Annotated in this window: 20 protein-coding genes; 15 read left to right on the top strand and 5 right to left on the bottom strand. The window is 66.4% G+C overall.

Translation table 11 applies throughout. The features are described 5' to 3' along the window. Positions 1–92 precede the first annotated feature (92 nt). The 4 genes from HF684_RS16245 to HF684_RS16260 all read right to left on the bottom strand — a co-directional run bounded on the left by HF684_RS16245 (position 93) and on the right by HF684_RS16260 (position 4,983). A complete protein-coding gene (locus tag HF684_RS16245) occupies positions 93–2,348 on the bottom strand; it encodes an MMPL family transporter (protein ID WP_169253319.1) in 2,256 nt (751 codons plus the stop codon). Positions 2,349–2,487: 139 nt separating this feature from the next. Then, complete coding sequence (locus tag HF684_RS16250) at positions 2,488–3,054, bottom strand: isochorismatase family protein (RefSeq protein WP_169253320.1); 567 nt, start codon at positions 3,052–3,054, stop codon at positions 2,488–2,490. A gap of 188 nt (positions 3,055–3,242) precedes the next feature. Continuing rightward, positions 3,243–3,719: a DoxX family protein gene (locus HF684_RS16255; RefSeq protein WP_169253321.1), complete on the bottom strand. Its 477-nt coding sequence runs from the start codon at positions 3,717–3,719 to the stop codon at positions 3,243–3,245. Positions 3,720–3,816: 97 nt separating this feature from the next. Then, positions 3,817–4,983 carry a CPBP family intramembrane glutamic endopeptidase gene (locus HF684_RS16260; protein ID WP_248278994.1) on the bottom strand — a complete coding sequence of 389 codons (1,167 nt, stop codon included), beginning with the start codon at positions 4,981–4,983 and terminating at the stop codon, positions 3,817–3,819. Positions 4,984–5,192: 209 nt separating this feature from the next. On the opposite strand from HF684_RS16260, the gene HF684_RS16265 reads away from it, so the two are divergent. Then, the gene (locus tag HF684_RS16265; RefSeq protein ID WP_248278995.1) at positions 5,193–6,740 is read left to right on the top strand and encodes an APC family permease; all 1,548 of its coding nucleotides are present in this window, start codon (positions 5,193–5,195) and stop codon (positions 6,738–6,740) included. A gap of 60 nt (positions 6,741–6,800) precedes the next feature. On the opposite strand, the gene HF684_RS16270 is transcribed toward HF684_RS16265, so the two are convergent. Continuing rightward, entirely contained in the window at positions 6,801–7,313 is a 513-nt protein-coding gene (locus HF684_RS16270) for an N-acetyltransferase (RefSeq protein ID WP_248278996.1), read from the bottom strand. A 130-nt stretch (positions 7,314–7,443) separates the two neighbouring features. On the opposite strand from HF684_RS16270, the gene argG reads away from it, so the two are divergent. The 14 genes from argG (at position 7,444) to HF684_RS16340 (ending at position 23,359) form a co-directional block, all read left to right on the top strand. Further along, entirely contained in the window at positions 7,444–8,865 is a 1,422-nt protein-coding gene (gene argG, locus HF684_RS16275; RefSeq protein WP_169253323.1) for an argininosuccinate synthase, read from the top strand. A gap of 257 nt (positions 8,866–9,122) precedes the next feature. Then, on the top strand, positions 9,123–9,923 hold the full coding sequence (locus tag HF684_RS16280; RefSeq protein ID WP_248278997.1) for a DNA alkylation repair protein: 801 nt from the start codon (positions 9,123–9,125) through the stop codon (positions 9,921–9,923). A 125-nt stretch (positions 9,924–10,048) separates the two neighbouring features. Then, positions 10,049–11,233 carry a Gfo/Idh/MocA family oxidoreductase gene (locus HF684_RS16285; protein ID WP_169253325.1) on the top strand — a complete coding sequence of 395 codons (1,185 nt, stop codon included), beginning with the start codon at positions 10,049–10,051 and terminating at the stop codon, positions 11,231–11,233. Next, complete coding sequence (locus tag HF684_RS16290; RefSeq protein WP_169253326.1) at positions 11,230–12,231, top strand: sugar phosphate isomerase/epimerase; 1,002 nt, start codon at positions 11,230–11,232, stop codon at positions 12,229–12,231. Before HF684_RS16285 ends, HF684_RS16290 begins: the two co-directional genes overlap by 4 nt. 187 nt (positions 12,232–12,418) lie before the next feature. Continuing rightward, positions 12,419–13,186: a GntR family transcriptional regulator gene (locus HF684_RS16295; RefSeq protein WP_169253327.1), complete on the top strand. Its 768-nt coding sequence runs from the start codon at positions 12,419–12,421 to the stop codon at positions 13,184–13,186. A 290-nt stretch (positions 13,187–13,476) separates the two neighbouring features. After that, the gene (gene iolC, locus HF684_RS16300; RefSeq protein ID WP_169253328.1) at positions 13,477–14,490 is read left to right on the top strand and encodes a 5-dehydro-2-deoxygluconokinase; all 1,014 of its coding nucleotides are present in this window, start codon (positions 13,477–13,479) and stop codon (positions 14,488–14,490) included. Then, on the top strand, positions 14,487–15,395 hold the full coding sequence (locus tag HF684_RS16305) for a deoxyribose-phosphate aldolase (RefSeq protein ID WP_248278998.1): 909 nt from the start codon (positions 14,487–14,489) through the stop codon (positions 15,393–15,395). The genes iolC and HF684_RS16305 overlap by 4 nt, the downstream gene beginning before the upstream one ends. A gap of 3 nt (positions 15,396–15,398) precedes the next feature. Then, positions 15,399–16,349, top strand: coding sequence for a 5-deoxy-glucuronate isomerase (iolB, locus tag HF684_RS16310; RefSeq protein ID WP_169253329.1), 951 nt, complete (start codon positions 15,399–15,401; stop codon positions 16,347–16,349). Between the two features lies 1 nt (position 16,350). Beyond that, on the top strand, positions 16,351–18,252 hold the full coding sequence (gene iolD / locus HF684_RS16315; RefSeq protein WP_169253330.1) for a 3D-(3,5/4)-trihydroxycyclohexane-1,2-dione acylhydrolase (decyclizing): 1,902 nt from the start codon (positions 16,351–16,353) through the stop codon (positions 18,250–18,252). 92 nt (positions 18,253–18,344) lie between these two features. Further along, positions 18,345–19,259 carry a sugar phosphate isomerase/epimerase gene (locus HF684_RS16320; protein WP_169253331.1) on the top strand — a complete coding sequence of 305 codons (915 nt, stop codon included), beginning with the start codon at positions 18,345–18,347 and terminating at the stop codon, positions 19,257–19,259. Positions 19,260–19,289: 30 nt separating this feature from the next. Beyond that, positions 19,290–20,318 (top strand): Gfo/Idh/MocA family oxidoreductase, encoded by a 1,029-nt coding sequence (locus HF684_RS16325; RefSeq protein ID WP_169253332.1) that lies wholly within the window; start codon positions 19,290–19,292, stop codon positions 20,316–20,318. Between the two features lie 36 nt (positions 20,319–20,354). Continuing rightward, on the top strand, positions 20,355–21,239 hold the full coding sequence (locus HF684_RS16330; protein ID WP_211168017.1) for a sugar phosphate isomerase/epimerase family protein: 885 nt from the start codon (positions 20,355–20,357) through the stop codon (positions 21,237–21,239). Between the two features lie 213 nt (positions 21,240–21,452). Then, complete coding sequence (locus tag HF684_RS16335; protein WP_169253333.1) at positions 21,453–22,868, top strand: sugar porter family MFS transporter; 1,416 nt, start codon at positions 21,453–21,455, stop codon at positions 22,866–22,868. A 131-nt stretch (positions 22,869–22,999) separates the two neighbouring features. After that, positions 23,000–23,359 carry a universal stress protein gene (locus tag HF684_RS16340; protein ID WP_169253334.1) on the top strand — a complete coding sequence of 120 codons (360 nt, stop codon included), beginning with the start codon at positions 23,000–23,002 and terminating at the stop codon, positions 23,357–23,359. The last annotated feature ends 12 nt before the right edge of the window (positions 23,360–23,371 follow it).

Consider the following 23,371-nt stretch of genomic DNA (forward strand, 5'->3'; position numbering starts at 1 on the left):
CGGTGGTATGACATCTGCGCCGTCCGGTGCGGAAACCGAGTGGGCCCGGGCGACGATCTGCGTCGTCGCCCGGGCCCACCCAGCGTGACGGTTCAGTGCTTGCCGTGGTGAATCCCGGAACCGGAGTCCGCGAATTCCTTCTCGGCGAGCAGATGGGTGGAGTGTTCGTCTCCGTCAGCCTCACCACCAGCAGCACCCTCGTGGAAGCGCGTAATCACCTTGTTCGGCCACCACATCCGGTTGCCCACGAGTCCGAAGATCGAGGGGACGATGATGGTGCGGACGATGATCGTGTCGACGAGCACGCCGACTCCGACGATGAGGCCGAGCTGGCCGAGGACCATCAGCGGCAGCATGCCCAGTGCCGCGAACACTCCGGCCAAGACGATGCCGGCGCTGGTGATGACGCCGCCGGTGTGGGCGACAGCTTCGATCATTCCCTGGCGTCCGCTGTGGAGGACGGACTCCTTCTTCGCGCGGTGGGCGAGGAAGATCGAGTAGTCGATGCCGAGCGCCACGAGGAAGAGGAACGCGAGGATCGGCACCTGAGAATCGAGCGCGGACTGGCCGAAGATCGTCCGTGACAGGAACGCACCGAGTCCGATCGCCGCCGCCGAGGACACTACGTTGACGAGCAGCAGAGTGAACGCTGCGATCGGTGCGCGGAGGATGCCGAGCAGGATGATGAAGCTGATCGCCAGCACCATCGGAACGATCGTGACGAAGTCCGTCCAGTTACCGTCGCGGGCGTCGAGCTCCGTGGCCGCGGCCCCGCCGACCTGGGCGTTCGCTCCGTCGATGGCATGGACATCGCTGCGGATGTCCTCGACGAGGTCGAGTCCCTTTGCGCTGTCGGGTTCGTATTCGCCGGTGACCATGATCTTCGTGACGGAAGCGCCGTCGATTGTCGTGTCCTCGACCGGCGCGGCGCGCACGACGCCGTCCATATCGCTGACCGAATCGGCGACCTCATCGGCATGGTCGGTATCGGCGACGATCCAGATCGGCTGGGATTCCCCGGGCGGGAAATGGTCGGCGAGGACGTCGAGTCCCTGCGCCGATTCGGACTGGACCCGGAATTTCTCAGTCTGATCGAGACCGATCGACGATCCGATGAAACCGGTGGCCATGACACCGAGGATGACGATCCCGGCGCCGAGGTGGAGCCCCGGTTTGCGCACCACGCGGGTGGCGATCGTGCGCCAGATCGAAGGCTTGGCCACACTCGCAGGTGCGGTGGCACGGGTGGCGGCGGCCGCCTCGGCGGGGGTGAGCTCTTCATCCACAGTCGCTTCTGCTTTCGGGATGAAGGGCCAGAACATCGTCTTGCCGCAGATCGCGAGCACGGGCGGCAGCGCGAAGAGGACGGCGGCTACGGAGATGAGCAGGCCGACGGCCGCGGTGATGCCCAGGCCGCGGGTGCCGGGGATGATCGCGAAGACGAGGCTGAGCAGGGACAGGACGACCGTGAGATTCGAGGCGAGGATCGTCGACGCGGTGTGGGTCCACGCCTCGGCGAGGGCGGTGCGGTGGTCGGTGACTCGGCGCAGCTCCTCGCGGTAGCGGGAGATGAACAGCAGTGCGTAGTTGGCTCCCGCGCCGAAGACGAGGACGCTGATGATGCCCGCATCGAATTGCAGGTCGAGCCAGTCGCCGACGGCCGCGGTCACGGTCGAGGCGAGTCCGTCGGCGGTGCCGATGACGATGAGCGGCAACAGCCACAGGACCGGCGAACGGTAGGTGATGATGAGCAGCAGGGCGACGATGACGACGGTGACGATGAGCAGGGTGAAGTCCGCACCGTTGAACGCCGAGGCGATGTCGGCGCCGATCGCGGGGCCGCCCGTGACCAGCAGAGACATGCCGTCGCCGGTGAGCGACTGGGCGGTCGGGTCGTCGGCGATGGCGGTGCGCAGCTCGTCGACGGTCTCAGCGGTGTCGGAGTTCGTCAGGCCCACCGTGATCGGCACCATGAGCAGCGCGGCCTGTTTGTCGTCGCTGAGGATCGGCCCGGTGACGGCCGCAGTGGATTCGTCGCCGACGGAATCGCCGAGCGAACTGCCGAGCTTCTTCAGCTGCGCTTGGTCGTCGGCGGAGAGTTCGGATCCGTCCTCGTTCGAAGCCACGACCATGACGGACTGTTTGTCTGCCTCGGGGAACTTATCGAGGATTGTCTGGGCCTGAGTCGATTCGGAGTCGGCCGGAGCAGTTTCGCTGGGTCGGTCCTCCCCTGCCCCGGACAGGAGTCCGAAGAGCAGAGCGACGAGGACGACGACCCCGCCGAGGACGAGCCACGAACCGCGCTTCGATGTCAGCGTATGTGCGGTTTTCGCCAGTGGTGAGTTCATGACTCCAGTCCATCAATCTGAGGAGTCACACACATCGCCGAAGAGTTCGGAATCGTTCTCCAACTTTCGATGGAGAAAACGCACTGACCTGGAGTGATGCTTGCGGCTGAGGTTACGGCACGGGTGGAGAGTCAGCGGCTCAGGCGAGCTCGGCCCCCGCCTTCTCGACCTCCGCGAGTGCTGCCGCGCTGGTCTCCTCCCCGACACCCGCAATGAGGTCGGTGAGCACTCGAACGCTCAGTCCCGCGCTCAGCGCATCGAGGGCGGAAGCGCGTACGCAATGGTCGGTGGCGATGCCGACGACGTCCACCTCGGTGATGGTGAGTTCGGTGAGAAGCTCGCCGAGGCGGCTCCCCGTGTCCGTGATCCCCTGGAACGCCGAATAGTCGGGTTTGCCCTGGCCCTTGCGCACCTCGCGGGTGATGGCCGAGGTGTCGAGCAGCGGGTCGAATTCGGCGCCAGTCGTGCCGGCGACGCAGTGGACGGGCCAACTGTCGACGAAGTCCGGGGTGTCGCTGAAGTGCCCGCCGTTGTCATTGTCGGCATCGTGCCAGTCCCGGGAGGCGATGACGGCGTCATAGTCGCCGGCATGCACGTCGAGGTGGGCGCTTATGCCTTCGGCGACGGCGTCGCCCCCGGTCACGCCGAGCGCGCCGCCTTCGGTGAAGTCATTTTGGACATCGACGATGAGAAGTGCCTTGGCCATGCCTCGAGCATAGGCGTTTCCCGGCCGATTTCCAGGTGTGCGGCGGATTCGGTTGAAGGCCGGTGCGACTGGTGGTGGGCGCGCCAGGCGCTGAGCGAACGCCGAGATCCGGACGATCTGTGCTGAAATTCACCGAGTTTGTCCGCACGGATCGTCCGCAACTTCGAGCGCAGAGCCCATCACGGACCTCAGGCCTGCTTGAGGGCGCGCTTCTCGGCCTTCTTCGCGGCCTTCTTGGCGGCCTTCTCGATGGCCTTGGTGTTGTCACTGTCTCCGGCGATGAGGAGCAGTCCGCCGAGTGCGGCGAGGTTCTTCGAGAACTGGGTCTGGTGGGCCTTCGCGTCTCCGCCTTCCATCTCCCAGAAGGAGTGTCCGGCAAGCGTGGTCGGGATGAGGGAGCCTGCGAGCGCCAGTGCCGAAAGCTTCGGCTTGATGCCGAGCAGCAGGGTGGCACCGGCGAGGATCTGCACTCCGCCGTTGATGCGCACGAGCAGTTCGTTGTCGTCGGGAAGTCCGGGCACGTATTCACGGATGGCGTCCAGGGTCGATTCGGCCATCGCCGCCTTGCCCGCAGGATCCTTCACAGCCGAGAGTCCGCCGGTGATGAAGATCGGTGCGGTGAGCATGCGTCCTGCCGTCTGCAGCAATGATGGGCCAAAAATCACAAAAGACTCCTTAGGTCTATGGGGTTTCTGAGCCTAACGGACGCCGGGGCCGGGCCTCAATTTCGAGGCCGGCCCCGGCGTCATATTTCGATGGTGATCAGACGGTCTGCCGGGGATCAGGTGCGGCGGGGGTAGCCTTCTTGATCCCCAGCTCCGGCTGCTTCCGGAACTGCCCCGTCAGAACGAGTGTGGCGATGACGACAGCGGAGACGATCCAACCCGAAACCCCGAGGAGAGTCATGAGCGCAGGGTCGGGAGTCGAGGCCCCCGCATCGATGACCAAGGCCAGCAACATGCCGGTGGATCCGTTGAGTGCGGCGTGGGCGAAGACGGCCGGCCACACGGATCCGGTGCGCAGGCGCAGCCACCCGAAGAGGATGCCGACCATAATGCAGCCGCCGACCATGAGTCCCAGACCGGTGATGTCGGGGCGGTTGAAGTTGTAGCCGAGCAGGATGAGCGGTGCATGCCACAGACCCCAAACCACGCCGACGATGAGCAGAGCAGGCCAGGTGCCCAGGGGACGGAGACTGGTGAGCAGCCATCCCCTCCAGCCGAATTCCTCACCGATCGTGACGAAGCAATTGGATACCGAGCCTGCGAGCATGAGCAGCAGATATCCGAGGATAGCGACCGCAATCGGCACCGACTCCATACCCGGGAGTGTGGCCAATTGTTCCTTGAACGCGGACAGCCCGGTGAGGTCGAGCGTGAGCCAACCGAACGCAGCGCTGACCAGATAGCCGAGGACGACGAGAACCATGATGCCGAAGAAGGCCGCGACGGTCACTCCGATGACTCGACCGAAGGGACGCAACGGCCAGAAGCCGAAGTAGCGCGGAGCGCTGGCCAAGACCTCTCCCCTGGCACGGGCGCGGCGGCGCTGGACGATGGAGGCGATGATGCTGGCGACCAGAGGTGTGAACATCATGAGCCCGCCGAAGACCGTCACGGCGAGCGGGTCGCTGATGCCCTCGCCCGAAGTCCACAGCGGCAGGCAGGCCAGCCACGCGAGGCCGAAGGCGATGACAGCGAAGATGCCGATCTCGAGCCACGGGACCCGGGAGGGCACGACGGCGAGTGGTCGCCCTTTCGCGTCGACCTCCTCGGTGGGGGTGTGCGATCCATCCATCGCCGAGGCGGCAGGACCAGGCATGGAATCCGTCGTTCCGGGCGGGTGGGGTTGGACAGCGGGCTGAGGTGATGGCTCGGTCGGTCCGGTCGCCTCGGCGAATCCTGCCTGAGTGTGCGTCTGCGTATTCACGATTCCTCCTCGTTCCTGCACTGTGTCCACCGGTTCGACGGTGATCCGTGCCTGTGATTCCACGCTATGACTCGCGGTCGCCCGGCACCTCCGCCGCGAGGCGGAAATCGCGATCAGCCGCACGGACGAGAACGCTTCCGCAGGTGAGAATCGGAGATACGATGCGAACAGTACGGAATCAACGACGATTCGAATGAAGGAACTGCATCATGTCCGATCTCCCCTCGAATGCCCACCATCCCGCGGGCGCTCGCACCTCCGCCGGCAATCGTGCCGATGGCCATCTCTCCGATTCCGATCACCTCGCCGTCCTCGGCTACGGTGACTCGTTCGAGCGGTCGATGAGCCCGTGGGCGAACTTCGCTCTCGGCTTCACCTATCTCTCCCCGCTCGTCGGCGTCTATTCGCTGCTGGCCGTCGCACTGTCGACCGGTGGTCCGCCCTCGATCTGGTGGATCGTCATCGTTGCCTGCGGGCAGCTGCTCGTCGCCCTCGTCTTCGGGGAGGTCGTCTCCCAATTCCCCATCGCCGGTGGAATCTACCCATGGGCGAGGCGGCTGTGGAGCAAGCGGTATGCCTGGATGGCCGCATGGATCTACATCTGCGCGCTCATCGTCACGATCACCTCGGTGGCGGAGTTCGGTGCCGGGTTCCTCGCAAGCCTCTTCGGCCTCGAACTCAGCCGCAACTCCACTCTGTTCCTCGGCCTGGGACTGCTGGTGCTGGCCTTGGCGATCAACTTCTCGGGCACGAAATGGTTGGCCCGCATCGCGCGCATCGGCCTCTTCGCCGAACTCATCGGCGTCATCGGGCTCGGCCTGTTCCTGCTCATCTTCGAACGCAAGCACAGCTTCTCCGTCTTCTTCGACACCATGGGAACCGCCGGTGACGGCAGCTACCTGCCCGTCTTCATGGGAGCCGCAGTCGCTGGGCTCTTCCTCTTCTACGGTTTCGAAGCGTGCGGTGACGTCGCCGAGGAAGTGTCGAATCCGGCCCGCGGCATTCCGAAGGCGATGCTCATGACGATCTTCGTCGGGGCGATCTCTGCGCTGTTCTCCTTCGGCGGATATGTGCTCGCGGCACCGAATCTCGAGGAGATCGTCGCCGGCGAGGTCGCCGACCCGATTCCCGCGATCCTCGCCGGCAGCCTCGGCGATGTCGGTGCGAAGATCTTCCTGCTCGTTGCGATCCTCGCGTTCATCTCGTGTGTGCTCAGCCTGCAGGCCGCTGCATCGAGGCTGATCTTCAGCTTCGCCCGCGACGGAATGATGCCCGGGCACACGTGGCTGTCGAAGGTCACCGACGGGACGAAGATCCCACACAATGCACTCATCGTCGCCTGCACGGCACCCGCCCTGATCTGCGTGCTCATCTGGTTCAACGACGGAATCCTCGTCGCCGTGACCTCGTTCGCCATCCTCGGCATCTACCTCGCCTTCCAGATGGTCGTCCTCGGGGCGCTGCGGCAGAGGGTCAAGGGGTGGAAGCCGGCGGGGCCGTGGTCGCTGGGAGGCTGGGGCATGGTCGTCAACATCGCGGCCTTGGCGTACGGCATCTTCGCGATGGTCCTGCTCTCGCTGCCCGGCGACTCCGGATCGTTCTTCGCCGACTGGATCGTGCTCATCGGTCTGGTCGTCGTGCTTGTCGCCGGATTCATCTACCTGTTCACGGCACGTCCGGATCGGAAGTCCGACGCCCCCGAAGGTGACGCCATCGCCGTCGCCGAGGCGATCCGCACCCACCGCGCGAAGCAGTAGGTGGCGCGGGGGCGGGCGTGGATCCTTCCGGCGAACGGGGTGAGGCGCGGCGGCCCCGGATCAGACGCCGAACTCTGGCGCGAAGGCCAGGGCACCCGCGGGCACCTCGCCAGCCAACGACATCGCCATGAGCGCCTCGTCGGGAACGTCGACGTGCAGGGTGATGCCGAAGCCCGAGGCCGGTGTGAACCCGAAGCGCGGGTAGTACTCGGCGTGGCCGAGGACCACGGCGAATGCCTCCCCGCGGCGGGCAGCCTCGGCCAGCAGCGCCTCGATGACGGCGGTGCCGACACCGGTACGCTGATGCTCGGGCCACACAGAACAGGGCGCAAGGCAGACCCCGGGAGCCTCGCCGACAAAACACCGGGAGAGCATGGCGTGGGCGATGACCTCACCATCGAGAACGCCGACGAACGACAAGCCCTCGACCCCATTGCCAGATCCGCGGAGGGCGTCGACGAGCTCCGCCTCGTCAACCTGGCCGAAAGCGGCCGCGGTCAGCGCGTGGATCGTGTCGATGTCACCGGATGTCTCGGCGCGGACAGTGAACTGAGGTGCGGGAGGATTCGTCACCTGTTCACGATAGCAATCGGCGGGGCCGCCTCGGCGAGATTCCATCGCCTCACCCACCCTGAGCACATAAAAATACATTCCAATGCATAACCATTCGACATTCGGCGGGGAATGCCGTTACGCTGGTGCCATGTCGAAAGTACTGTCTTCGCTCCCAGTCGGTGAGCACGTTGGAATCGCCTTCTCCGGCGGACTGGACACCTCCTGCGCGGTCGCGTGGATGCGCCACAAGGGCGCCATCCCGTGCACGTACACGGCCGACATCGGCCAGTACGATGAGCCCGACCTGGAGTCGGTGACCGAGCGCGCCAAGGAATACGGCGCCGAAATCGCTCGCTTCGTCGACGCCAAGCGTCTGCTCGTCGAAGAGGGCTTCGTCGCCCTCCAGTGCGGTGCGTTCAACGTCCGCTCCGGCGGCAAGACCTACTTCAACACCACCCCGCTGGGCCGCGCCGTCACCGGAACCATGCTGGTGCGCGCCATGAAGGAAGACGGCGTCGACATCTGGGGCGACGGCTCGACCTACAAGGGCAACGACATCGAGCGGTTCTACCGGTACGGCCTCATGGCCAACCCGAAGCTGCGCATCTACAAGCCCTGGCTCGACTCGGAGTTCGTCGACGAGCTCGGCGGCCGGCAGGAGATGAGCGAATGGCTCGTCGAGCACGGCTACCCCTACCGGGATTCGGCCGAGAAGGCCTACTCGACGGATGCGAACATCTGGGGCGCCACACACGAGGCGAAGACCCTGGAGTTCCTCGACGCCGGACTCGACATCGTCGAGCCGATCATGGGCGTCGCCGCCTGGCGCGATGACGTCGAGGTCAAATCGGAAGAGGTCTCCGTTCGCTTCGAGGCCGGCCGCCCCGTCGCCATCAACGGCGAAGTCTTCGACGACCCCGTTGCCCTGGTCTTCAAGGCCAACGAGATCGGCGGCCGCCACGGACTCGGCGTGTCCGACCAGATCGAGAACCGGATCATCGAGGCGAAGTCCCGCGGCATCTACGAGGCCCCCGGCATGGCCCTGCTGCACGTGACGTACGAACGTCTGCTCAACGCCATCCACAACGAGGACACCATCGCCCTCTACCACGAAGAGGGCCGCCGCCTCGGTCGCCGGATGTACGAGGGCCGCTGGCTCGACCCGCAGTCGCTCATGCTGCGTGAGTCCATGCAGCGGTGGGTCGCCTCGGCGATCACCGGCGAGGTCACCCTGCGCCTGCGCCGCGGTGACGACTACACGATCGTCAACACCGAAGGCCCGAACCTGTCCTACCACCCGGAGAAGCTGTCGATGGAGCGCGTGGGCGACGCCGCCTTCGGCCCCGAGGACCGCATCGGCCAGATGACCATGCGCAACCTCGACATCGCCGATTCGCGCGCCCGCCTCGAGCAGTACGCGGCCATGGGCATCGTGTCCGGTCCGACCTCGGAGCTCGTGGGTTCGCTGGAGGCCGGTGGCGCCGACGAGATCGCGAACTCCACCGTCGACGTCGACGAGGCCAGCGACCGCGCAGGCCTGTCCGCCGCCTTCGACGCGGGAACGGACTGAGGCCCGCGCCCGACGCCGGTGCCGGTCGGGCTGAGCCCCGTCCGCACCGGATGGTGAAAGACTTCCGGAGACACTGCGCAGCATGAGACTCGCGGCCTCCGGTTGAGAACAGAGAACGGCCGGCAGACGGCTCCACGATCATCGCGATCGACGGAGTCCGCCTGCCGGCCGTTTCGCATTCACCGCGAGCTGCAGTGCCCGCGTCCGCGCCCGCACGATGCGGTGCGGTGCGGTGCGACCGTGGAATGATTCGTTCCATGACCTCCGATTCCCGGCACAACTTCCAGACTCTCGCCGAGGCGGTCGACCGAGAACTGCGCGCCCGAGGCGGCAGCGAACGCGCCCAGAAGGAAAAGGCCTACCTCAAGAGCGAACTCCTCCATTACGGAGTGAGCGTCCCGGACACCCGAGCCATCGTGCGGACGTCACTGCGCGGGACGGCGCTGGACCACGACGAGGTCATCGAGCTTGCCCGGCTCCTCTGGGCCGCGCCGACGTCGTCAGATGACTCAGCCGGCAGCACCGAACTGACGGACGGCGGGTCAACCGGGAACCACCCACCTGTCCACGAGCGTCGCGCCGCGGCCACGATGGTGCTCATCCAGTCGCAGGACCGCCTCGGCGCCGGGGATGCGGACTTCATTGAAGACCTGCTGCGCGAAGCGAAGACGTGGGCCCTTGTCGACCCCCTGGCCGGGGATCTCGTCGGGCCGTTGAGCGAGCGGGATGCTGCTTTCGACCCCATTCTCGAGCGCTGGGCGAGCGATGAGGACTTTTGGATCCGCCGCTCGGCCCTGCTGGCGCACCTGGTTCCGCTGCGACAGGGCCGCGGCGACTTCGACCGGTTCTCCCGTTTCGCCGAGGCGATGCTCGAGGAGAAGGAGTTCTTCATCCGCAAGGCCATCGGCTGGGTTCTGCGCGACACCGCACGCACACGCCCCGACCTTGTCTTCGACTGGATCCTCCCGCGCGCCCACCGTGCCTCCGGGGTGACGATCCGCGAAGCCGTCAAACGACTCTCGCCCGAACAGCGCGAGGCCGTGCTCGCAACCCGATGACCATCGCCACCACCCGACATGATTGCCATGTCCTAACAAATTAATCTGAATTACATCTTTTGACCTGACAAATTTGCCTGTAGCGTGGTGGATGGCCCCAACCCTGCATTCGAAGGAGAATCATCATGCCGCAGCGCCTCGGAATCGCTGTCATCGGAGCCGGAATGGCCGGCCGCGCCCACGCGTCGGCCTGGCGCGCTGCCCCCACAGCAGGCACAGGCGAGCTGCCGGAGATCGAACTCGTCTCCGTCTGTGACATCGCCGGCGATCTCGCCGCCGCGACCGCCGCCCGGTACGGCTACTCTCGCCATGACACGGATTGGCACGACATCGTCGACGCCGACGACATCGACATCGTCAGCGTCGTCGTCGCGAACTCCTTCCACAAGGAGATCGTCGAAGCGCTCCTCGCCGCCGGCAAGCACGTCCTCTGCGAAAAGCCTCTGACCGACACCGTCGATGACGCCCGCGCCATGGTCGCAGCCGCCGAGAACGCCGACTCGATCGCCCGACTCGGCTTCACCTTCCGGCGTGCTCCCGGGCTGGCCGCGATCCGCGACCTCATCGACGACGGGACGCTCGGACCCGTCAGCCACATCAACGCGTGGTACTGGGCGGACTACGCGTGCTCCCCCACCGCTCCGATGAGCTGGCGCTACAAAGGAGCACTCGGCACCGGCGCACTGGCCGATGTCGGCAGCCACCTCACCGACACCGTCGAATTCCTCGCCGGCCCCATCCATTCGGTCTCCGGCGGACGCTTCCACACAGCGATCACCTCCCGCCCGCTGCCGCTCGGCCACGTCGTCGGCCACGACCACGTCGAGGTCAGCGACGAATACGAACCCGTCGGCAACGACGACTACGCCGGCTTCGGAGTCGAATTCCCGACCGGATCCGGCATCCTCCAGGTCTCGCGCATCGCCGCCGGTCACCCCAACAGCCTCGGCGTCGAGGTCTTCTGCAAAGGCGGCTCGGCCAGCTTCGACTTCCGCTTCCCCGGTCAGATCGTGCTCAATCAGAGCATCGATGGTGCCGCAGCGACCGGGCTGACAACGATCCAGCTCGGCCCCGAACACCCCTACATCGCCACCGGTCTGCCCATGGCCGCCCCGGGCGTCGGAGTCGGTCAGAACGACGGCTTCACCTTCCAGGCCCGCGCCTTCCTCGACGAGGTCGCCGGCCGCCCCGAAGCCGAATCGCTGCCACGCTGTGCGCATTTCTCCGACGGCCTGCACGCACTCCAGATCCGCGACGCGGTCATCGCCTCAGCCAACGACAACGGAACCACGAAGGAAGTCACAGCATGAAATACGGCGTCTACACGGCGATCCTCCACGACCGCCCGCTGCCCGAAGCCCTCAAGGTCATCAGAGATCTCGGTCTCGATGCGGCCGAGATCAACGTCGGCGGATTCCTCCCGCCCATCCACATGCCCACGATCAATGACATCCTCACCTCGGACGATGCCCGAGACGAGTACCTCGGCACCTTCGCCGAGGCGGGGGTCGAGCTGGCAGGACTCAATGCCAACGGCAACCCTCTCCACCCGAATCCGGAGATCGGTCCCCCGACGCTTTCCGATATCGAGCGGGCCATCAAGGTCGCCAACCGCCTCGGCCAGACCCGCGTGGTGACGATGTCGGGTCTGCCCGGCGCCGATTCCTCCGCCGCCGTGCCGACCTGGATCGTCAACCCGTGGGAGTCGTCGTACCTCGACGTCCGCGACGCCCAGTGGGAGACCGCGACCCCGGTCTGGCGCGAGCTCGATCGCCTCGCCGCGGACAACGGCGTGCAGATCGCCATCGAGATGCACCCGCACAACCTCGTGTTCAATCCAGCCACCCTCGAACGACTCGTCGAGACGATCGGCGCGACGAATGTCGGTGCGGAGATGGACCCCTCCCACCTGTTCTGGCAGGGCATCGATCCCGTCGCAGCCGTCGACCACCTCGGCGAGCTCGTCGTCCACGCGGCAGCCAAGGACGTGCGCATCAACGAGGCGGCAACGATCCACGGCGTCCTCGACGACCGCCACACCCGCTTCACCGGGGACCGGATCACGAACATCCGCGGCGGAGCGGCGATCAGCGCCTGGCCGAAAGGCTCGGCCTGGGACTTCGTGGCACTCGGCAAAGGCCATGACCAGGACTTCTGGAATCGGTTCGTCGCCGCCCTGGCCCGCGTCGATCCGAACATGGCCGTGCACATCGAGCACGAGGACGAAGCGCTCGGCCGGATCGAAGGACTCGAAACCGCCGCCGAGGTGCTGCTCACGGCCGCACGCACCGTGCCGTCCGCGGGCTGACCGACACGGCCGCGCAGGCAGCGCAGGCAGCGCAGTCCGCGCACTACCGCGCCCGGCCGCGGCAGTGCGACCGCACGGCCTGCGTGTCACGGACAGTTCCGGGGCGGTGACCTGCGCGGGTCACCGCCCCCGGGCGCCGCTCGGCCGAGTAAGCTCGAACCACAGATCCCCGACGAGGCAGGAGCCCATGGCACGCGAACCCGAGACCGAACTCCCCGCAGAGTTCTTCGGTCCCCTCGACCGCTCCCCCGGAGCCGTGCCTCTCTATGTCCAGATCGCCCGGAAGCTCGAGGCCGCCATCGCGACCGGGTCACTTGTGGCCGGAACCCGCCTCGAGAACGAGGTCGCCATGGCCAAGCGGATCGGCCTGTCGCGGCCGACCATCCGACAGGCCATTCAGGACCTCGTCGACAAAGGCCTGCTCGTGCGTCGCCGCGGGATCGGCACCCAGGTCATCCAACGACCGGTCGCCCGACCGGTCGACCTCACCAGCCTCTATGAGGACCTCGAGAAGTCCGGAAACCCGCCCTCGACCGTCGTCCTGTCCCACCGCGTCGAGGCCGCCGATCCGGAAACGGCCGAACGGCTGGGAGTTCCCGTCGGCGCCCCCAGCCTCCACCTGAGACGACTGCGGCTCGTCGGGACGACGCCCCTGGCGGTGCTGCACAATGTGCTGCCCGCTCCCTTCACCGACATCACCGCCGACGAGCTCGTGAGCACCGGACTGTACGAGACCCTGCGGTCACGCGGGGTCGTCTTCTCGATCGCGCAGCAGCGGATCGGGGCGAAGGCCGCCGACTCGACGGAGGCCGATCTGCTCGAGATCGATCCGGGCTCACCGCTGCTGACGATGAATCGCACCGCGCTCGACCATTCCGGCGGCATCATCGAGTGGGGCGACCATTGCTACCGGCCCGACCTCTACTCCTTCGAGACGACCCTCGTCTCTCGCTGAGCTCGACTGCCTCCCGGAGCCCACGCGCTCCGGCCGCAGACGACCTTCGGTGCCTGCTGTTCCTTTCGCCACCAGGTCCACACTCACTGCGCTTTCAGTGCCATAGCTGCCCAGGTCCCGCCCACACCGCGATCGACCGCACCGTCCGCTCGCCCGCCGACGGCATCATCTCCCGAGTTTTTCTCCACAGGGGGTGACGGGGCACACGATCAGTGCTATTGTCATGACAAATACTTTGTCCTAACAAATACCCGCAACGGCATCGCCGCCGTAGAGAAGGATGGCCCACCATGACCTCCTCGCCGACTCCGGCTCCTCGCACCGAACCGTTCGACCTCATCACGATCGGCCGCATCGGCGTCGACATCTACCCCCTCCAGGACGCAGTCGGCCTCGAAGAGGTCGAGACCTTCGGCAAGTACCTCGGCGGATCGGCCACAAACGTCGCGGTCGCTGCTGCCAGGCATGGGGTCGACTCGGCCGTCATCACCGCCACCGGCGACGATCCCTTCGGTCGGTACCTGCGCGGTGAGGTCGCCCGCCTCGGCGTCGACAACCGCTGGGTGACCACGAACCCGAACTTCAACACCCCAGTGACCTTCTGCGAGATCTTCCCACCCGATGATTTCCCGCTCTACTTCTACCGCGACCCGAAAGCCCCGGACCTCGACCTCACCGAGGCGGACCTCGACCGCGAGCAGACCTCCTCGGCGAAGATCTTCTGGGCCACCGTCACCGGGCTGAGCGTCGAACCCAGCCGCGACACCCACCATGCCGCGTGGGCGGCGCGGAAGCGCGCCGGGCACACCGTCCTCGACCTCGACTACCGTCCGATGTTCTGGGAGTCCCCGGAGATCGCCCACACCGAGGTGGCCCGTGCCCTCGAGCACGTCACCGTGGCCGTGGGCAATCGCGAGGAGTGCGAGATCGCCGTCGGAGAGACCGAGCCCGAACGCGCCGCCGATGCCCTGCTCGATCGCGGAGTCGAACTCGCGATCGTCAAGCAGGGCCCGAAGGGCGTGCTCGCGAAGACCGCCGATGAACGGGTCGAAGTCCCGCCCTACCCCGTCGACGTCATCAACGGTCTCGGCGCCGGAGACGGATTCGGCGGAGCCCTGTGCCGGGGCCTGCTGGCCGGCTGGGACCTCGAATACCTGTTGCGCTTCGCGAATGTCGCAGGCGCCATCGTAGCCACCCGCCGCGAATGTTCGACGGCCATGCCGACCACCGAGGAGATCACCTCTGTCATCGGCGAGCCCACCTCCCCCGCCGTCGCGGCCGGCGCGAAGGGAGCCCAACAGTGACCACTTCACCGATCATCGCCGCCGATGCCATCGCAGAACTGCGCGAAGCTCGCTTCGCCGATCCCGGTGCGATCACCCGCGCATGGCAGTCCCGCTCCCGCCGAAGCATCGCGGGCGAGGATTCCCGCCTCTTCATCGTCGCCGCCGACCACCCGGCCCGCGGGGCGATGAAGGTCGGCGACGACGCCCTGGCCATGGCCGACCGCGCCGACCTCGTCACGCGACTGGCCACAGCCCTGTCCCGCCCCGGCGTCGATGGGGTCCTCGCCACTGCCGAGATCCTCGACGACCTCGCCTTCCTCGGCCACCTCGAGGGCAAGCTCGCCGTCGGCTCGATGAACCGCGGCGGACTCGCCGGATCGAGCTTCGAGATCGACGACCGCTTCACCGGCCACACCGTCGACCAAATGGCCCGCGACGGAATCGACCTGGCGAAGACGCTGCTGCGGATCAACCTCGGCGACCCGGCGACCGCCTCGGCGCTCGAAGCCAATGCCCGCGCCGTCGATGCCTGCGCCGAGGCGAACCTGCCGGTCATGCTCGAACCGTTCATGAACGAGTGGGTCGACGGCAGGGTCCGCAACCAGCTGACCCCCGAAGCCGTCATCAACTCGATCGGCATCGCCCAGGGCCTCGGTGCGACGTCGACGCACACGTGGCTGAAGATCCCCGTCGTCGACGACATGGAACGGGTCATGGCCGCGACAACGCTGCCCACCCTCCTTCTCGGCGGCGAACGCTCGAACGACCCAGAGGCGACCTTCCGCAGCTGGGCGGACGCGCTCGCGCTGCCCGGAGTCCGCGGGCTCGTCATCGGCCGCTCCATCATCTACCCCGCCGACGGCGACGTCGTCTCGGCCGTCGACCGCGCCGCCGCGCTCGTGCACGGACAGGAGAAGATCTGAAACATGATCAACGAATGGTTCCACCCTGCGGGAAGCCTCGCACACGAGGGCTTCGACTCCGTCGTCGACGCCGCCATCGACGGCTGGGCGCACACCGGATTCCGATCCGTGACCTTGGGCGACGCCAACCCCACCTCCATCGACCTGCCGGCCGCCGCGGTCGAACGGGTCTTCGTCCCCCTTGCCGGTGAGTCCTTCACCGTCGACTACACCCTGTCCGACGGCACCACCGGCGGCCAGTCGCTGACCGGTCGGGCCTCGGTCTTCCACGGTCCCGCCGACTGCCTCTACCTGCCCACCGGGGCACACGCGAGCGTGAGCTCCGCCGCCGGTCGGATCGCCATCGCCGAGGCGCCCACCACCGAGGCTCGTCCTGTACAGTTCCTGCCCGCCGCCGAGGTCCCCGTCGAACTGCGCGGATCGGGCATCTCGAGTCGTCAGGTCCACAACTTCGCCACCCCGGCCGGACTCGACTGCGTGAAGATCATCGCCTGCGAGGTCATCACTCCCGGCGGCAACTGGTCGTCCTATCCTCCGCACAAGCACGACGAGGCGATTCCCGGCTCCGAATCCCGACTCGAGGAGATCTACTACTTCGAGACTGCGGTCTCTCGCGGATCGAACGCCCCCGAGGCGGCCGATCCGTTCTCGCTGTTCTCGACCTATTCGTCGGGTGCGGGGGAGATCACCACCTCGGCGACGGTGCGCAGCGGCGACATTGCGCTCGTGCCCTACGGCTACCACGGGCCGCTCGCCGCCGCGCCGGGCTACGACAACTACTACCTCAACGTCATGGCCGGGCCCGACGCGGAACGCGTGTGGCTCATCAGCGACGATCCCGCCCACGGGTGGGTCCGCGATGAGTGGGAAGACCTCGAGTTCGACTCCCGCCTGCCCTACACCGGCGATTCCGCCGGATCGGCCGCGAATTCCGAAACTTCGAAGGAGAAGTGACATGACCACGATGACCGTCGCGCAGGCTCTCATGACCTTCCTGTCGCGCCAGTACACCGTCGACGGTGATATCCGGCAGCGGACGATCGCCGGCACGTTCGGCATCTTCGGTCACGGCAATGTCGCGGGCATCGGCCAGGCCCTGCGCCAACTCGGCCATGAGGACCCTGCCGCCATGCCCTATCACCAGGGCCGCAACGAACAGGCCATGGTCCACCAGGCCGTCGGCTACGCCCGGATGAACCGCCGCCGTTCGACCTTCGCGGCGGCCGCCTCGGTGGGTCCCGGTGCCGCGAACATGCTCACCGGCGCGGCCTTGGCCACAGCGAACCGGATGCCGGTTCTCCTGCTGCCCTCGGACACCTTCGCCACCCGCGTCGCCGATCCCGTCCTCCAACAGCTTGAGCACCCTCACGACACGTCGCTGCAGGTCACGGATGCGTTCCGCCCGCTCTCCCGATTCTTCGACCGGGTCGATCGTCCCGAGCAGCTCTTCTCCTGCGCCCTGGCCGCAATGCGCGTGCTCACCGACCCTGCCGAGACCGGTGCCGTGACCATCGCCCTGCCCGAGGATGTCCAGGCCGAGCTCATCGAGGTCCCCGACGAGTTCCTCACCGAACGCGACTGGCACATTCGCCGACCGCTGCCCGAACCCGGCCCACTCGACCGTGCAGTCGAGGCGATCCGGAACGCGGAAGAACCGCTCATCATCGCCGGCGGCGGGGTCCTCTACTCCGACGCCGAGAACGAACTGCGCGCCTTCGCGGAGGCGACCGGCATTCCCGTGGCCACCACTCAGGCAGGCGGCGGAGTGCTCGATCACGATCATCCGCTCAACCTCGGCGGGGTCGGCGCCACGGGATCGGCCGCGGCCAACCGCATCGCCGCCTCGGCGGATGTCATCATCGGAATCGGCACCCGCTACAGCGACTTCACGACCTCGAGCCGCACGGCCTTCACCAATCCGGACGTCAGCTTCGTCAATCTCAACGTCACGGGCTTCGACGCGTACAAGCACGGCAGCCGGCACCCGCTCGTCGCCGATGCCCGGGCCGGTCTGCTGGGACTGCACGAGCGCCTCGGCGACTTCCGGGTCGGACCCGAACACGCACGGAGCGTTAGGACGGAGAAGGCGAACTGGGTCGCCGAGGTCGACGCCTCCACCGCACCCACTGACGCCGATCTGCCGGGCCAGCCCGAGATCATCGGCGCCGTCAACCGCGCCACGGGCGCCCGCGACGTCGTCGTCCAAGCCGCCGGCTCACTGCCCGGTGACCTGCAGAAGCTCTGGCGGACCCGCGATGCGCTCGGCTACCACGTCGAATACGCGTTCTCATGCATGGGCTATGAGATCGCCGGAGGACTGGGTGTGCGGAGGGCCATCGACGCCGCGAGCGATGATCGGGACGTCGTCGTCATGGTCGGTGACGGCTCCTACCTCATGCTCCACACGGAGCTCGTCACCGCGGTGGCCGAGGGCCTCAAACTCATCGTCGTCCTCGTCCAGAACCACGGGTACGCCTCGATCGGACACCTGTCCGAGACCGTCGGCGCCCCGCGCTTCGGCACCTGGTACCGCAAGCACGACGCCGATTCGCCCGAGTTCCGCACCGACGAGATCCTGCCGGTCGACCTCGCCGCGAACGCCCGCTCCTACGGCATCGACGTCGTCGAGATCGACCCCGGACCGTCCGCGAGCACCCGCCTCGCCGAGGCGGTCGAAGCGGCCCGTGCCGCCGATACCTCGACGCTCATCCACATCAATTCCGATCCCCTGGTCTACGCCCCCGACGGCGAAGGCTGGTGGGACGTGCCCGTCGCCGCCTCCTCGACGATGGCCGACACACGGGACGCCCGCGCCGCTTACGAGGAGGAACGCAGCACCCAGCGGCCGCTGCTCTGAACTGCGCGTCTGCCTCGGACCCGACGCGTCGTCGACCCCGAGCAGCCGCAGACGACATCCACGACAGACGAACTACCCTGAGGATTACACCCATGACAACGCAGTCACTCCGTATCGGCACCGCGCCCGATTCCTGGGGCGTCTGGCTGCCCGACCACCCCGGCCAGGTGCCCTGGCAGCGCTTCCTCGACGAGGTGGTCGACGCCGGATACACCTGGATCGAACTCGGACCGTACGGCTACCTGCCCACAGATCCGAACCAGCTGCGTGAGGAGCTCGGCAACCGCGGTCTCAAGCTCTCCGCCGGCACGGTGTTCACGGGATTCCACAGAACCGATGACCAGTTCGACCGGGCGTGGAAGCAGGCCGAGGCAGTCGCGGCACTGACCGCCGATCTCGGAGGCGAGCACATCGTCGTCATTCCTGATCTGTGGCGTTCGGATACGACCGGTCAGGCGCGTGAGCCCCGCACTCTCGATGACGAACAGTGGTCCCGTATGGCCGCCGGACATGATGCCCTCGGCAAGGCGCTCTACGAAGAGTACGGTCTCCACCAGCAGTTCCACTCCCACGCAGACTCCCATGTCGGAACGCATTCGGAGGTCGAACGATTCCTCGAACTCACCGATGAGCGCTACACGAACCTCTGCCTCGACACCGGACACTTCTCCTACTACGGCGGAGACAATCTGAGGCTCATCGCCGATCACCCCGACCGGATCGGCTACCTCCACCTCAAGCAGGTCGACCCGGTGAAGATCTTCGACGTCCTCAAGTCCGACACCCCGTTCGGCGATGCCGTGGCAGACGGGATCATGGTCGAACCCGACCAAGGCATCCCGCCCCTCGACCCGATCATCGAAGCCGTCGCAGCACTCGACGAGACCACCTTCGCGATCGTCGAACAGGACATGTTCGGCTGCAGCGTCGACGCGCCCTTCCCGATCGCCCAGCGCACCTTGGCGACCATCCTCGGCTCGACCGCGGCAGCCGTCGTCGACCGCTGACACAACGACTACAGACACACAGGAGTGACAATGACCGAGCTCAACCATCCGCAGGACTTCAGGGTCGGCGTCGTCGGCGCCGGAATGATGGGCGCCGACCACGTCAAGCGCATCACCTCGACGATCAGCGGCGCCCGCGTCTCGGCGATCGTCGACCCCGACGAGGCCAGACGCACTTCGGCGCTGGAGAACGCTCCCGGAGCGGTTAGCTACACACGAATCGAGGACGCTCTCGAGGCCGGCGCTGTCGACGGCGTGCTCATCGCCACTCCCGGCTTCCTCCACGAAGCGGTGCTCCTGCCGAGCTTGGAGGCGGGCGTGCCGATCCTCTGCGAGAAGCCACTCACCCCGGATCCCGAATCCTCCTGGCGGGTGCTCGAGGCCGAGCAGGCCACCGGCAGACAGCTCATCCAGGTCGGTTTCATGCGTCGTTTCGACCCCGAATACCGGCAGCTGCGAGAACTCGTCACGACCGAGGACGCCGGCGAGCTGCTCATGCTCCGCTGCGCCCACCGCAACCCCTCGGTGCCGGAGAGCTACGTGCAGGAGATGCTCATCAACGACTCCGTGGTCCACGAATTCGATGTCGTTCCCTGGCTGGCCGGATCCCCCATCGTCTCGCTCGAGGTCAAGCACGCCCGCCGCAATCGGCTCACCCCGGAGCGGCTCAAGGAGCCGATCCTCGTGCTCATGGAGCTCGAGAACGGGGTGCTGGTCGACCTCGAGATGAACGTGAGCATCCAGTTCGGCTACCAAGTCACCACCGAAGCGGTCTTCGACTCCGGAATCGCCAGGATCGGTGAGGCGCACGGCCTGCAGCTGTGGCATCAGGGACGTTCCGGTGTGGCCGAACACGCCGACTTCACCACGCGCTTCGCTGCCGCCTACGACAATCAGGTGCAGGACTGGGTCGACGCCGCCCGAGCCGGCACCATCGCCGGACCGTCCGCGTGGGACGGATACAAGGTGGCCGTGGCATGCCAGGAGGGCGTCGCCTCGCTGCTCGACGGCAAGCCGCGGACCCTCGACATTCCCGACACCCCGGCGTTCTACCGCTGACCGACCGCCCATCTCACCGGATCATCTGGAGAAATCATGAAGATCGCCTACGATCCCACCCCGCTGCATCACACGCGCCGGCTGCTCGACTTCCCTGCTGCGACCGCGGACCTCGGGTTCGACCACCTGCAGCTGACTCCGCACCCGGACTTCGCCACCCACTTCCGCTACCCGAAGATGGACCGCGACCTCATTCGGCGCCTCAAGCAGGCCGTCGAAGCCGCCGGCATCACGATCCCTGCCCTGCTGCCGGTGCAGCGGATCGCCTGGCCGGATGAGGCCAAGCGGGTCGCCGCGGTGAAGAACTTCCGCCGCGTCATCGAGATCGCCGTCGACCTCGGTGTGAGCACCATCAACACCGAGTTCAGCGGACGCCCCGAATCGTTCGAGGATTCGGAGGAGTCGTTCTACCGGTCGATGGACGAGCTGCTTCCGATCGTCGAGAAGGAGGGGATGAAACTCAACTTCGACCCCCACCCCGATGACTTCGTCGAGGACGGGCATGAGGCGTGGAGGGTCCTGCGCGGACTCGACTCCGACGCCATCGGCTTCGTCTACGTCGCACCGCATACCTTCCACTACGGCGACTGCCTCGAGACGCTGGCCGACGAGCTCGGAGACCGCCTCCGCGCGGTCTACCTCTCCGACGCCTTCGATCATCGGGCCTCGCACGGACTGCGGTACATCGCGAACCCGCCGACCACCTCGGCGCGGGTGCATCAGCACCTCAAGATCGGAGACGGCGACGTCGACTTCGACGCGCTCTTCCGGACTCTGGACCGGACCGGCTTCCTCGGCCGTGACGACGGGCTCATCGTTTCCAACGTCTTCGGCGAGAACGAGAACAACGACGCCGTCAGTCGCTTCCAGAAGATGCGGATCGACGACCTCATCAGCGAACAGGGAGGTGCTGCCGGCTGAACGCACCACGCGGCGCCGCGCCGGCCGGCGCATCCGGGCCGACGCGAATCCGCTGAACACACCACGTAAGCGCACCACCTGCACCAATACTGAATAGCCATCCTCAACCCCACCACCGACAGGTGGTAGGGCACCCCGGTCACGCCTCCATTGCGCGCATATCGTGCAGGAGCAGCGAACCGATCGAGAATCATTCAAAGGAGAGTGAACGCCATGAGCGGTCAAGTGAAATCGCTGGTGGATCTTCCGCCGGATACCAAAGGTCCGCACACCTCACGCCTGGGCATCATCGCCGTCGTCGCCACTTTCGGCGGTCTGCTGTTCGGCTACGACACAGGGGTCGTCAACGGTGCCCTCGAACCGCTGACGCACGACTTCGGCCTGACGCCGCACACCGAGGGTCTGGTCGTCAGCTTCCTCACCATCGGCGCCGCCTTCGGCGCGGTGATCGGCGGGCGCCTCTCCGACGCCTTCGGCAGGCGATCGAACATCATCCTCCTGGCGACGTTCTTCATCGTCGGGACTCTCGCGTGTTCTCTTGCACCGAACTGGCAGTTCCTCGCCGGTGCCCGCTTCTTCCTGGGCTTGGCGGTCGGCGCGGCCTCGACGACGGTGCCCGTCTATCTGGCCGAACTCGCACCGTTCGAGAAACGCGGTTCGCTGGTGACCCGCAATGAGGTGATGATCGTCGTCGGTCAGTTCGCCGCCTTCGTCATCAACGCGGTCATCTTCAACGTCTGGGGCGAGCATGACGGGGTCTGGCGCTATATGCTCGCCGTTGCGGTGCTTCCGGCCATCGCGCTGCTCGTGGGGATGATCTTCCTGCCCGAGAGCCCGCGCTGGCTGATCGCAAAGAACCGCGAGGATCAGGCACTCGACGTCCTCAAGCAGGTTCGTTCCGACGAACGCGCCGAAGCCGAGATGAAGGAGGTCGAGATCCTCGCCGAGCAGGAAGAGGAGTCCAAGACCGGCGGTCTGTCGGATCTCGCATCGAAGTGGGTGCTCCGGCTGGTGATCATCGGAGTAGGGCTCGGCATCGCCCAGCAGCTGACCGGCATCAACTCGGTGATGTACTACGGCACCCAGCTGCTCACCGATGCCGGCTTCTCCGCTGATGCCGCGATCATCGCGAACACGTTCAATGGCCTCTTCTCCGTCCTCGGCGTCACCGTCGGCATTCTGCTCATCAACAAACTGCCTCGACGGTTCATGCTCCTCGGCGGATTCACGCTCACCAGCACGTTCCACCTGCTCATCGGCCTGTCTGCCGTATTCCTGCCGGACGGGACCTTCAAGGCCTACGCGATCCTCGTCTTCGTCGTCCTCTTCGTCTTCTCCATGCAGGGGACTCTGGGGCCGCTCGTGTGGCTCATGCTCGCCGAGATCTTCCCGCTGAAGATCCGCTCCTTCGCGATGGGCATCTGCGTCTTCGCGCTGTGGCTTGCCAACGCCGGCGTCGCCCAGTTCTTCCCCAGTGTGGTCAGCGGACTCGGAATAGCGAACACGTTCTTCCTCTTCGCAGGGCTCGGTGTGCTCGCGCTGCTGTTCATCTACTTCTTCGTTCCCGAGACCCGGAACAAGACCCTCGAGGACCTCGAGGCGGAGTTCCGTTCGAAGTACGGTGAGTGACATGACAGCATCACACCCGGCACCAAACGCTCCATTGACGGCATCCGGTCCGTCGGCACTGTTCGCCCGGTCGTTCACCGCTTCGGCCGCACCCACCACACTGTCAGCTATCTCCACCGAAGGAGTCCATCATGTCGATCCTTGTCGCCGTCACTGACCGCATCGAAGGCGCAGCCGCGCTGACCGCCGCCATCGCCGAAGCCGAGCTCTTCGACACCGACCTTGTCATCGTTCCGCTCGGCATCGCCGCATCGTTCGACACCACTGCCCTCGATGAGAGCGGGGTCGACTACACCATCGTCGCCCGCAAGGGGCGCGGCGACCGGGATCCCGCCGAGGCAGTCCTCGACGAGCTCGACGAGCGCCCGGACGTCGACCGGCTCGTCATCGGCATGCGCCGCCGCTCCCGGGTCGGCAAGATGCTCATCGGATCGGTCAGCCAGAGGCTGCTCCTCGACTCCCCCGTCCCGGTGCTCGCCGTCAAGGGCTGAGCTGCGCAATAT

It is taken from the genome of Brevibacterium sp. 'Marine', from assembly GCF_012844365.1.
Lineage (GTDB): Bacteria > Actinomycetota > Actinomycetes > Actinomycetales > Brevibacteriaceae > Brevibacterium.

Bases quoted from the DNA above. Each gene is read 5' to 3' on its own strand.
- HF684_RS16245 (WP_169253319.1), bottom strand. From the start codon at position 2,348: ATGAACTCACCACTGGCGAAAACCGCACATACGCTGACATCGAAGCGC.
- HF684_RS16250 (WP_169253320.1), bottom strand. From the start codon at position 3,054: ATGGCCAAGGCACTTCTCATCGTCGATGTCCAAAATGACTTCACCGAA.
- HF684_RS16265 (WP_248278995.1), top strand. From the start codon at position 5,193: ATGTCCGATCTCCCCTCGAATGCCCACCATCCCGCGGGCGCTCGCACC.
- argG (WP_169253323.1), top strand. From the start codon at position 7,444: ATGTCGAAAGTACTGTCTTCGCTCCCAGTCGGTGAGCACGTTGGAATC.
- HF684_RS16280 (WP_248278997.1), top strand. From the start codon at position 9,123: ATGACCTCCGATTCCCGGCACAACTTCCAGACTCTCGCCGAGGCGGTC.
- HF684_RS16285 (WP_169253325.1), top strand. From the start codon at position 10,049: ATGCCGCAGCGCCTCGGAATCGCTGTCATCGGAGCCGGAATGGCCGGC.
- HF684_RS16290 (WP_169253326.1), top strand. From the start codon at position 11,230: ATGAAATACGGCGTCTACACGGCGATCCTCCACGACCGCCCGCTGCCC.
- HF684_RS16295 (WP_169253327.1), top strand. From the start codon at position 12,419: ATGGCACGCGAACCCGAGACCGAACTCCCCGCAGAGTTCTTCGGTCCC.
- iolC (WP_169253328.1), top strand. From the start codon at position 13,477: ATGACCTCCTCGCCGACTCCGGCTCCTCGCACCGAACCGTTCGACCTC.
- iolB (WP_169253329.1), top strand. From the start codon at position 15,399: ATGATCAACGAATGGTTCCACCCTGCGGGAAGCCTCGCACACGAGGGC.
- iolD (WP_169253330.1), top strand. From the start codon at position 16,351: ATGACCACGATGACCGTCGCGCAGGCTCTCATGACCTTCCTGTCGCGC.
- HF684_RS16320 (WP_169253331.1), top strand. From the start codon at position 18,345: ATGACAACGCAGTCACTCCGTATCGGCACCGCGCCCGATTCCTGGGGC.
- HF684_RS16325 (WP_169253332.1), top strand. From the start codon at position 19,290: ATGACCGAGCTCAACCATCCGCAGGACTTCAGGGTCGGCGTCGTCGGC.
- HF684_RS16330 (WP_211168017.1), top strand. From the start codon at position 20,355: ATGAAGATCGCCTACGATCCCACCCCGCTGCATCACACGCGCCGGCTG.
- HF684_RS16335 (WP_169253333.1), top strand. From the start codon at position 21,453: ATGAGCGGTCAAGTGAAATCGCTGGTGGATCTTCCGCCGGATACCAAA.
- HF684_RS16340 (WP_169253334.1), top strand. From the start codon at position 23,000: ATGTCGATCCTTGTCGCCGTCACTGACCGCATCGAAGGCGCAGCCGCG.